The organism is Clostridium sp. DSM 8431, from assembly GCF_900116755.1.
In the GTDB taxonomy this organism is placed as follows: domain Bacteria; phylum Bacillota; class Clostridia; order Clostridiales; family Clostridiaceae; genus Clostridium.
On sequence record NZ_FPBY01000104.1, the window covers coordinates 1 to 11,439 of the forward strand.

General features: G+C 25.6%; 9 protein-coding genes and 1 CRISPR repeat array. All 9 genes read left to right on the plus strand.

Features of this window, described 5'->3' with window-relative positions:
• Positions 1-476: 476 nt before the first annotated feature.
• The 9 genes from BM384_RS17685 (at position 477) to cas2 (ending at position 9,182) form a co-directional block, all read left to right on the plus strand.
• On the plus strand, positions 477-653 hold the full coding sequence (locus tag BM384_RS17685; protein ID WP_175537352.1) for a hypothetical protein: 177 nt from the start codon (positions 477-479) through the stop codon (positions 651-653).
• Positions 654-941: 288 nt separating this feature from the next.
• The gene (cas6, locus tag BM384_RS11165; RefSeq protein WP_090013661.1) at positions 942-1,685 is read left to right on the plus strand and encodes a CRISPR-associated endoribonuclease Cas6; all 744 of its coding nucleotides are present in this window, start codon (positions 942-944) and stop codon (positions 1,683-1,685) included.
• Positions 1,686-1,697: 12 nt separating this feature from the next.
• Entirely contained in the window at positions 1,698-3,044 is a 1,347-nt protein-coding gene (cas8a1, locus tag BM384_RS11170) for a type I CRISPR-associated protein Cas8a1/Csx8 (RefSeq protein ID WP_090013663.1), read from the plus strand.
• Between the two features lie 22 nt (positions 3,045-3,066).
• Complete coding sequence (gene cas7i / locus BM384_RS11175) at positions 3,067-3,954, plus strand: type I-B CRISPR-associated protein Cas7/Cst2/DevR (RefSeq protein ID WP_090013665.1); 888 nt, start codon at positions 3,067-3,069, stop codon at positions 3,952-3,954.
• A gap of 14 nt (positions 3,955-3,968) precedes the next feature.
• Positions 3,969-5,051, plus strand: a complete 1,083-nt coding sequence (gene cas5, locus BM384_RS11180) for a CRISPR-associated protein Cas5 (RefSeq protein WP_090013666.1) — start codon at positions 3,969-3,971, stop codon at positions 5,049-5,051.
• Positions 5,052-5,095: 44 nt separating this feature from the next.
• Positions 5,096-7,369 carry a CRISPR-associated helicase/endonuclease Cas3 gene (locus tag BM384_RS11185; protein ID WP_090013667.1) on the plus strand — a complete coding sequence of 758 codons (2,274 nt, stop codon included), beginning with the start codon at positions 5,096-5,098 and terminating at the stop codon, positions 7,367-7,369.
• Between the two features lie 21 nt (positions 7,370-7,390).
• On the plus strand, positions 7,391-7,885 hold the full coding sequence (cas4, locus tag BM384_RS11190; RefSeq protein ID WP_090013669.1) for a CRISPR-associated protein Cas4: 495 nt from the start codon (positions 7,391-7,393) through the stop codon (positions 7,883-7,885).
• Between the two features lie 17 nt (positions 7,886-7,902).
• Complete coding sequence (cas1b, locus tag BM384_RS11195; RefSeq protein ID WP_090013670.1) at positions 7,903-8,895, plus strand: type I-B CRISPR-associated endonuclease Cas1b; 993 nt, start codon at positions 7,903-7,905, stop codon at positions 8,893-8,895.
• Between the two features lie 8 nt (positions 8,896-8,903).
• A complete protein-coding gene (cas2, locus tag BM384_RS11200) occupies positions 8,904-9,182 on the plus strand; it encodes a CRISPR-associated endonuclease Cas2 (RefSeq protein WP_090013671.1) in 279 nt (92 codons plus the stop codon).
• Positions 9,183-9,361: 179 nt separating this feature from the next.
• Positions 9,362-11,438: direct repeats of the CRISPR family, unit length 27 nt; unit sequence ATTTAAGTAGTACCATAATGGAATGTA.
• Position 11,439 lies beyond the last annotated feature (1 nt).

Genomic DNA, 11,439 nt, shown 5'->3' on the forward strand with positions numbered 1-11,439 from the left:
AAGCTCCGCTATGTCGGAAATCTTACCATTAAAGCCTTTAGATATCATAGCATTCATGATATTTTCTAAATGCTTTAACTGAGGATTTGTTAAGTAAAAATCAAAATTTAATTGATTAAAAAATTTGTATATTAATGGTTCGTTTGATATAATTGTGTTCTGAAACATTTATGTATCTCCTTGTTGAATTTTGTGTAGGAACTTAATTATAACAGAGATTTATCATAAATGTTTTTTTATTTTATTCAGTTGTAAAATTATTCAAGCATTTTTGCACTATTATAGCTAATAAAATAGATATAGAAAGAGTTGGAATGATTTATTAAGCTTAATAGCTCAGCTGACATTTGGCCTCTGCACTGCAGGGACTTGTTTTATACAAATATACCTAATAATTACAATAATTCCTCTTCATTTTAATTATTATGACAGTGAAACTAAGGAGCTTATATTTTCTAAAATGATACTTGATAGAGATGTGGAATACACTTTCTAATGGAGTAGATAAACATCTTAATGAGATTCATAAAGAAATTGATGAATTAAGAAAAGATATGAAAGATATTAAGAGCAGCATTAATAATCTTAAAGATTCAGATGAAGAGGCTAATAGTAAGCTTAATAGGTTAATGGAGGGGAGACTATGGAGTTAAAAAGTAAAATCAAATTACAAAAAGGAGAATCTAAAGAATTAGATATTAAAGTTCAGGAGCTTTATGATCCTAAGAAATAGATTAGGAAAGAGTACATAGAAGATAATAAGTATAAAGAATAATATAAGATATAGAAAAAACATCATAGACATATTTTATGATATTTTTGCTTTAAAATATGGGGTGGCATTTTATTTTTATAAAATACATTTTAATACAAATGTGTAATTATATAAACAAAACATTTCAAATATGTTATAATTATATAAAAATAAAAAGGAGGATAAAATGAGATTTGATTTAATATTGACATTAAAAGAAAAAAGATTTCCTATAGAATACAGGAGAGTTATTTTAAGCTATATAAAAAAAGCTTTAACTGAGTGTAATAATGGCAAATACTTTGAAGAATTTTTTAAAGATACTAGGCAGAAGAATTATTGTTTTACTGTAATTTTTCCTAAGTCCAAATTTTTAAAGAATGAAATTATAATTGATTCAAATGAAATTAAGATTTCATTTTCTATTAGTGAAAATAATAAAGTAGGATTGAAACTTTTTAGTGCGTTTATTGGCCAAAAAAATAAGCCTTTTCCATTAGAAAAGAATAATTGTATGACTCTAAAATCTATAAAGAATAGTAAACGTTATGAAATAGTAAATAATCGAGTGATTTTTAAAACATCTCATGGCAGTGCAATTTGTGTGAGAGAACATAACAGGGAAAGGAATACAGATAAGTATTATGTTTATAATGATGAGGAATTTAGAGAAAAGTTAAATTATGTAATTAGTAATGGGCTTATTGAGGCAGGCTTTTCTACTAAATATATTGATGAGATAAGGGTTAATCCTATTCAATTCAGAAAAGTAGTTGTAAAACATTATGATAGATATATTGATGTAAGTGTTGGAACGTTTGAGCTTTGTGGAAATAAAGCTGTATTGCAATATTTATATGATTCAGGTATAGGAAGTCGTAAATCATGTGGTTTTGGAATGGTTGATTTAGTAACACAAGATTTACAGTAGAAAGGGGAAATTATGAAGACAAGTTTAGAAAATAGAAATTATGATACTATGCTTGAACCTTCTGATTGGAGATTTAGTGCAGCTATAGTTGGACTTATGCAGTATTTTGATTATCATAACATACAATATGAAATGAATGATGATGCTATTCTTTATAACCAAATAGATATTACTGAAGACAGATATTTGAATTTTGTAGAAAATAAATATGGGGAAAGATTTCATCATAAAGTAATAGAGAATATATTAAAAGAATCAGAGTTATCGGATGAGCAGATAAAGACTGTAAATGAAAAATTAAAAGCTAATACAGTAATGAAAAATGTTTTTGGAAAAACAAAATTTAATGGTAGCAATAAAGAAATGATTTTAAATTTATTAAATGAAAATAGAGATTCTTTAATTAAAGAAACTTTTAGACTTAAAAGTGACATGTATGCAGACTATGCTAATACAAATCAGATATTTAATGAGTCTCAAGGTTATTGTAGACTACTTGGATATTATATTGACTCTGGTAAAAAAGGAAAATCTACAGCATACAACTTTGTTATGAATAATTTTGTGTCTCAAGATATTAAAGAATTTGATTTTATACCATTTGCATTTTATGGAGATAGAGAAACCTTCTTTATTAACGATAATTTTAATATTAGTAGATTAAAAATTACATCTAAAATATTAGAAAAATCTTTAAAAAATAAAGATGAAAAGGTGAAAAATTCAAGGCAGGCATTTTTTAAAGGAATAATAGAAAGCTCTGATTTTATTAAAAGAGATGTAGAAGTAATAGTAAAAAATGTAGATAACGATTTTTTTGAAACTCTCTATATAAGAAAGAAAAATATTGATATTCTTAAAAGTTTATCTAATAACAATGTGGATTATGAAGCATTAAATATTTTATTTAAGGTTACAGAGAAGTTTTATAGAAATATTCAATGCGAGGTCATGAATGATATTTTAAATGATATATATCTTGATGACCTTATTGAATTATTTTTGAAAGAGAAAAGAGCATATATTGTTTCCCAATTAATAAAAATTAACATATTAATGAGAGGTGAAGGAAATATGAATGATAAATTAAAAGGGGCCTATGCCTGTGCAAAACAAGTTGCGGGCAAAATTGAAAATAACAAAATAGAATCATATAGGCAAAAGCTTACTAGTTCAGTAATATTTAAAGACTATGATAGAGCATGCCAGATATTATTACAATTATCTAATTATAGCAATGTAGAATTTGGTTTTGTATATGATTTATTTGATAGTTTTGAAGATAATAAAGATTTAGTATATACATTTATAAATGCATTAAGTAAAGATACTAATAGAAATGATAATGCAAAGAATTAACAAAAAATTAGGGGTGAAAACTATGAATAAAATAAAATCGGTAACTATAACAGTTGTTGCAAATATGACAGCAAATTATTCAGAAGGGTTAGGAAATATAGCAAGTGTACAGAAAATATTTAGAAATGGTAAGGTTTATACAATTAGAAGTCGTGAAAGTTTAAAAAATGCTATCATGGTTCAGAGTGGAATGTATGATGATTTAGAAACCGAAGTTGACGGAGCAGTACAGAAGAGGGTAGGAAAAGATTTAAACGCTACAAATTGTAGAGCGCTTGAAGGTGGATATATGAGTACTAAGGGAACAACTAATATAAGAAATAGTTCTTTTTATGTTACAGATGCAATTTCTTGTGAGAGCTTTGTAAATGAAACAAGATTTCATAACAATTTATATTTAGCTAATAATTATGCAGATAATAATAAAGTTGAATTGAAGAATGCTGGCCTTATGCCATACCAATATGAATATGATAAGTCTTTTAAAGTTTATAGCTTAACAATAGATTTAGAAATGATAGGTAAGGATGATAACTTTAAGGATGAAGAAGGATATCAGGAAGCACAAAATACTGAAAAAGCTGAGAGAGTTAATATGCTACTTGAAGCAGTAGAAAATTTAAGCCTTACTGTAAAAGGAAATTTAGATAATTCAGAGCCTGTATTTATAGTAGGTGGATTAAGTGATAGAAAGACTCATTATTTTGAAAATGTAGTTAAAGTTGAAAATGATAAACTTATTGTAAGTCCAGATCTTAAATCAAAAATAAATAAGGGTTATAAAGTTGGAATGCTTGAAAGCAGGGTATTTAAAAATGAAGAAGAAATAAATAGAGAACTTAATCCGGTAGCTGTTTCTGAGTTTTTTGCTCAATTAAAGAAAAATGTAAATGAATATTATAATATTTAAGGTGGATGAAATTTATGAAAGTATTAAGGATATGCCTTACTCAGAGCAGTGCAAATTATAAAAAAGAAGAGGCTTTAGATAATAAGATGACATATCCTCTTCCTCCAGTTTCAACAATAATTGGAGCTATTCATAATGCTTGTTCCTATAAAGAATATCATCCCATGGATATAAGCATTCAGGGGAAATATGAGTCAATGCATAGAGAACCATATACTGATTATTGTTTTTTAAATTCTATAATGGATGATAGAGGAATATTAGTAAAGATGAAGAATGAAAGTATGCTTTCAAGAGCATATGAAAAGGTAGCTGCTGCTAAAAAGTCTCAAGGTAATAGTTTTAGAGAAGGTAAAACTATTCAGGTATTTAATAAAGAATTATTAGATGAGTATAGAAATCTTAAAAAATTAAAAGATGAAATTGATACCTATAAAAAGAATGATTATAAAGAAAAAGTTCAAAACTTTAAGAATAAGAAAAAGGAACTTGCTGATTTGAAAAAACGTCATGATAAGAAAAGTGAAGAATATATTAAGATAACTACAGAAGAAAAGGAAGTTAAAAGACAAGAAAAAGAATTTAAAGAGAAATTTAGTCAATACGAAAATGAAAATTATACCAAACCTTTTTCTAAGTTTAGATCTCTTACCACATCACTTAAGTTTTATGAAATATTAAATAATATAAGCCTTGTTATACATGTCAGAAGTGATGAAAGTACTTTGAATGATATAGAAGAAAATATTTATAATCTAAAGTCTATAGGACGTAGTGAAGACTTTGTTAACATTGAGGAATGTTGTTTTGTAGAGTTAAAAGAAAGTGATGAATTAGAGGTATTTAGCGATAATTCAGCATTTTTAAATTTTAATGATGTTTTGGAAGAGAATATTTTTTTTGATAAGGCAGAAGCTGATAGAGCTATTACTGGAACAAAGTATTATCTTAACAAAAATTATGATTTAGTAGATGGAAAAAGGCAGTTTAATAAAAAGAAAGTATTATATGCATCTAATTATTACATTGATAAGACTAGTGAAAATGTACTTATTGATGATTATGGAGATAAAACATATATAGTTAATTTTATTTGATAAAAGCAGTGGTAAAATTACCTCTGCTTTTTTAGGAGGCAATAATGAAGGATATATTTAAGATACTAGATAACGAAACACTTAAACTGATAAAAAATAGATCAGCCAAAGAAGATAAAACAATTTATGAACATACAGAGGATCTTTTGAATGAATTAAATATTCTTAATGAATATGGTTATATAGAGGATAAAAGAATATATGAACTTGTTGAAAAAGCAATTATATATCATGATTTAGGAAAGCTAAATGTAGAGTTTCAGAAAAGATTAAAAAAAGGAGGAAGATTTAAAGAAGATATAGAGGTTTCTCATAATATATTATCATTATACTTTATTGATCCGAATTCTTTTGAGACAAAAGATGATTATATAAGGGTGTCTCATGCAGTATTTAACCATCATTATTATTGTAATAATTATGAAGAGTTGTCTAATAAAAAAGAACTGATAGATAAATTATTAAAAGAATTTAAAACAGTAAATGTAAAAAGGAGGACTAAGTCGCTTTTGGCTGAGATTGTCAAAGATATAGATGCTATAAAAATAAAAGGTTATCTTCATAAATGTGATTATTCAGCAAGTAGTAATAAAATTATTGAGTATCCAGCTGATTTTTTAAGGGGAAATATGGATAGACTTTTAAAGGTATGGCAAAAAAATAAGATTACTGCTAAGTGGAATGAATTACAAAACTTTTGTATACAAAATACAAGTTCTAATATTATTGCAGTAGCTCAAACAGGAATGGGAAAGACAGAAGGTGGCTTGTTATGGATGGGAGATAATAAAGGTTTTTTTATATTACCTATAAGAGCTGCTATTAATGCAATTTATGATAGAGTGAGGAACAATATACTAAATAATGAAAGAATAGAAAAGAGACTTGCTATTCTTCATTCTAGTTCACTTGAGTATTATATAAATAATTATGAGTATGAATCAGAAGAAAATAAACTTATTGAGTATGAAAAGACTGGAAAACAGCTTGCAATTCCACTTAATATTGCAACAATGGATTCCATTTTTGATTTTGTTTTTAAATATCCAAGTTATGAATTAAAATTAACAACCCTTTCCTATTCTAAAATTGTTATTGATGAAATACAGGCATATGGACCAGAGCTTTTAGCTTACCTCATTTATGGTATTGAAAAAGTTAATGAAATGGGAGGGAAGATTGCAATATTGACAGCAACATTACCGCCTTTTGTTAAGTATTTTCTTAAAAGAAAAATTAATTTTATAGAAAATGATAAACCATTTATAACTGATTTGAAGAGACATAATATTAAAGTTTTGGATAAAAAAATATGTGCTGAGGATATTAAAGAAAGATACTTAGAAAACAAGAAAAAGGATAAAAGTAATAAAGTTCTGGTTGTGTGCAACACCATTAAAGAAGCACAGAAGATATATGAGGAATTAAATAACGAGGAGAGTATTGAAAATTGTGAAATTAATATACTTCATAGTAAGTTTATCAGGAAAGAAAGGCTTGAAAAGGAATCTCAGATTATGAGCGATGGTAGAACATTTGATGAGCATGGAGAAATATACAAAAAAAATTGTATTTGGATAGCAACTTCAATAGTTGAAGCAAGTCTTGATATAGATTTTGATTATCTATTTACGGAACTTCAAGAACTTAATTCTTTATTTCAAAGATTAGGAAGATGTAATAGAAAAGGTGTTAAAAATATAGATGAATATAACTGTTTTGTCTATTGTCAGATTAATGAGAAATATTTTATTGATGGAGATAAAGGTTTTATAGATAAGACCTTATTTAATTTGTCTAAGGAAGCTACTTTATCTTGTGATGGAATTTTAAGTGAAGAAGAAAAAATAAAGCTTATAGATAAATATCTTACTTATGATAATTTAAAAGATAGTGATTATATAAGAACATTTAATGATGTTTATGAATATATAAGTTTGATTCCACCTTATAAGTTTGATATTAAAGATAAAAATTTAAGAAATATTTTAAGCCAGGATATAATACCGGGTTCTGTTTATGAAGAAAATCTAGGTACCATAAAATATATTCAAGAAAAACTTTTAGACTATGAGCTTAGTGAATTTGATAGAGCAAAGTATAGAGATCAGATAATGAAATATACTGTATCTGTTTATCTTGGAGATATACAAAATTATGAAAGAGCAAGGAGTAAGGGAACAGCAATTCCATATGATAGGGTGTCTTTAAGCAGATTCAAAAATGATTATATAAAAGTGATAGATTGTATTTATGATGAAAGTGGGTATAAGAAGAAAAAATATGGGGAGGAATTTAATAAAGCTGTGATATTTTAATTATATTAAGGAGTGGTATAAGTGGAGAAAGATATAACAGGGGTTATGGTTTATTATTATGCAGTTTGCAAACGTAAATTATGGTATTTCTACAATGAAATATCTATGGAAAGTAATAGTGAGAATGTTCAAATTGGCAAAATTATAGATGAGGAGACTTATAAGCGTGATGAAAAACACATCAATATCAATAATATTATTAATATTGATTTCATTAGGAGCAAAGGTATTCTTCATGAAGTTAAGAAAAGTAATAAAATTGAAGAGGCTTCAATTTTACAAGTGAAATATTATTTATATTATTTAAAACAGAATGGTGTAGATAATATTAAAGGTAAAATTGATTATCCATTATTAAAGCAAACAATAGAAGTTGAATTGAATGAAGAGGATATAGAGAAAATCGAAGAAATATTAAAAGATATAATAATTATAGTAAAAAAAGAGAAACCTTTGGAGCTACAAAAGAAAAGGATATGTAAGAATTGTGCATATTATGATTTATGTTTTGTATAAAGGAAGGGTGAGAATTTATGAAGAGAAGTTATTATATTTATAATAATGGGAACTTAAAAAGAAAGGATAATTCAATTGAATTTGTAGATGAAGAAGGTAGTAAGAGATATATTCCAATTGAAACTGTTGGTGAAATATATGTAATGTCAGATATGGATTTTAATACTAATATTATTAATTTTTTATCTCAATATGGAATAGTGGTTCATTTTTTTAATTATTATAGTTTTTATACAGGTAGTTTTGAACCTAGAAAGAAATTAGTTTCAGGAAACTTGCTTATCAATCAAACTCAACATTATATGGATAATAGTAAGCGTTTATCCTTAGCTCAAAAATTTATAGATGGAGCAAGTTATAATATTTATAGAAATTTAAGATATTATAATGGCCGAGGTAAAGATGTTAAGAGTTATATGAATAAAATTGAAGCGTTTAGAAAAGACATCTATAAAACACAAAGTATAAAAGAGCTTATGGGATATGAAGGTAACATAAGAAAAACTTATTATCAGGCATGGAATATAATGGTTGATCAAGAGATTAATTTTGAAAAAAGAGTAAAACAACCACCAGATAATATGATTAATACACTAATTTCATATATCAATACACTAGTTTATACAAAAACTTTAGGAGCTATTTATAATACTCAACTTAATCCAACTATAAGTTATCTTCATGAACCAAGTGAAAGAAGATTTTCTTTGAGTCTTGATATTTCAGAAATTTTTAAACCCTTAATTGCAGATAGGCTCATATTCTCACTCTTAAATAAGAGACAAATAACAGAAAAGAGTTTTACTAAAAATTTAAATTATCTTCATTTAAAAAAGGAAGCATCTAAGACTATAGCAGCAGAATTAGAAGGAAAATTGCAAACAACAATAAAACATAAAGACTTAAACAAAAATGTTTCATATGAATATATGCTAAAACTAGAATGTTATAAAATTATAAAGCATCTCTTAGGAGAGAAAGAGTATGAACCATTCAAAATATGGTGGTAGGTGAATTTATGTATATTATACTTGTTTATGATATAAAAACTGATGATTATGGAAAAAGAATATTAAATAGAACATTTAAAATTTGTAAAAAATATTTGAGTCATATACAGAATTCAGTGTTTGAAGGAGAATTATCAGAGGGTCAATTGATAAAACTTAAATATGAATTAAATAATGTTATAAGAAGTCATAGTGATTCGGTAATAATTTTTAAAAGCCGAAATGAGAGGTGGTTGCAAAAAGAATTTTGGGGTATAGAAGAGGATAAAAATAGCAATTTTATTTGATTGTCTACCTAAGATAATGCTAAAATATACTGGGATAGACAAAACAAATAATTATAACTATTTTGTTTGAATTATATAGAAAAATAGTATTATATTTTACTAAATAAATCATTACATTTTTTTAGATAGACAAAGAAATGTAATTTATATATTTAGACTTAATAGATTATAATAAACGGATTTAAGTAGTACCATAATGGAATGTAAATTATTTCCACTATTAAAGTTATCTTCCGAATTATCATTTATTTAAGTAGTACCATAATGGAATGTAAATTCAATAAAACTTGTCCAAGCTGAAAAATTATATGTAGATTTAAGTAGTACCATAATGGAATGTAAATATCCTTTCTGAGAATTATTATAAATCAATAATTGTAATTTAAGTAGTACCATAATGGAATGTAAATTTCCTTTCTCCTCTCCAATCTGTAAAACCAACTTTAATTTAAGTAGTACCATAATGGAATGTAAATTTAGTAATTTTAAAGAATACAATGATTTTGCAAGTCAATTTAAGTAGTACCATAATGGAATGTAAATCTAGTATTATTTTTTAATAATTTTTTACTGCTTATTATTTAAGTAGTACCATAATGGAATGTAAATTTTTAAATTAAAACATAAGAGATATGGTGATTAATGATTTAAGTAGTACCATAATGGAATGTAAATAAGTTATAATGTTTGCCTTTAAACTCTATTTGCGCATTTAAGTAGTACCATAATGGAATGTAAATCAGTATGAAACTTGTTTTTCTAGATATTTATTAGAAATTTAAGTAGTACCATAATGGAATGTAAATGCATTTAAAGCTACAGTAATGGTTAAAGATTTTAACATTTAAGTAGTACCATAATGGAATGTAAATAGCATATTTAACTCTAACCCTACTTCCGCATTTTCCATTTAAGTAGTACCATAATGGAATGTAAATGTTATGGTATATACAACAAACAATAATATTAGATTTATTTAAGTAGTACCATAATGGAATGTAAATAAAGATTATGTTCCTAATGCAGCAGTTATGGATAGAATTTAAGTAGTACCATAATGGAATGTAAATATTGATGCGTGCATCACACCTTCTAATGTATCTATATTTAAGTAGTACCATAATGGAATGTAAATATATCAAAATGCTTGAAAAAACGTAATTTAACTAATGATTTAAGTAGTACCATAATGGAATGTAAATTAAAAATATTCATTACAAACAAGTAGAAAAGTTGATTTAAGTAGTACCATAATGGAATGTAAATATTCTTAAAGTATAAAAACTAGTATTCTATTTTATAATTTAAGTAGTACCATAATGGAATGTAAATCTATGTGATATAATATCTTTCCTAAACAGCAGATATATTTAAGTAGTACCATAATGGAATGTAAATGCAGATAAAACTTTAAAGAAACTTCAAAAGAAAAACATTTAAGTAGTACCATAATGGAATGTAAATGAACTTATTGACTGGTTTAAAAAACATGGATATAAAATTTAAGTAGTACCATAATGGAATGTAAATGCGAAGCAATGAAACGTGTGTATGGAGAAATAGAATATTTAAGTAGTACCATAATGGAATGTAAATATATAAAAATGAGAAGGAGAATTTGAAGATGATAGATTTAAGTAGTACCATAATGGAATGTAAATAATATTGAAAATCTATAATCTTCTATAAATTTTTTAGCATTTAAGTAGTACCATAATGGAATGTAAATTATACTACAGGTCAAGATTTTCAAGAAAAAATGGCAAATTTAAGTAGTACCATAATGGAATGTAAATAGAAGTAATATTGATAAACTTGATAGTGTAGAAAAAATTTAAGTAGTACCATAATGGAATGTAAATGATATACTAATAAAAATAAATAATAAAAAGCTTAAAAAATTTAAGTAGTACCATAATGGAATGTAAATTAGAATAATATTTTACGTGGTATTTCTTTAGTAGGAAATTTAAGTAGTACCATAATGGAATGTAAATATAGTTAAATACTTAGTATTTTCACATAGCTTTATATTTAAGTAGTACCATAATGGAATGTAAATTTGGATGCAATGTATTCACGTTTAAGAGATATAGTGATTTAAGTAGTACCATAATGGAATGTAAATTCATGTTCAATACCTTCAGAATTATTTTTAGATATATTTAAGTAGTACCATAATGGAATGTAAATTTGTTTTATATTTCTTATCCCTTGCCTTTTAAATAAATTTAAGTAGTACCATAATGGAATGTAA

Excerpts from the sequence above, each read along its gene's own strand:
- cas5 (WP_090013666.1), top strand. The coding sequence starts at position 3,969 with ATGAAAGTATTAAGGATATGCCTTACTCAGAGCAGTGCAAATTATAAA.
- cas8a1 (WP_090013663.1), top strand. The coding sequence starts at position 1,698 with ATGAAGACAAGTTTAGAAAATAGAAATTATGATACTATGCTTGAACCT.
- cas1b (WP_090013670.1), top strand. The coding sequence starts at position 7,903 with ATGAAGAGAAGTTATTATATTTATAATAATGGGAACTTAAAAAGAAAG.
- BM384_RS11185 (WP_090013667.1), top strand. The coding sequence starts at position 5,096 with ATGAAGGATATATTTAAGATACTAGATAACGAAACACTTAAACTGATA.
- cas7i (WP_090013665.1), top strand. The coding sequence starts at position 3,067 with ATGAATAAAATAAAATCGGTAACTATAACAGTTGTTGCAAATATGACA.
- cas2 (WP_090013671.1), top strand. The coding sequence starts at position 8,904 with ATGTATATTATACTTGTTTATGATATAAAAACTGATGATTATGGAAAA.
- cas6 (WP_090013661.1), top strand. The coding sequence starts at position 942 with ATGAGATTTGATTTAATATTGACATTAAAAGAAAAAAGATTTCCTATA.
- BM384_RS17685 (WP_175537352.1), top strand. The coding sequence starts at position 477 with ATGTGGAATACACTTTCTAATGGAGTAGATAAACATCTTAATGAGATT.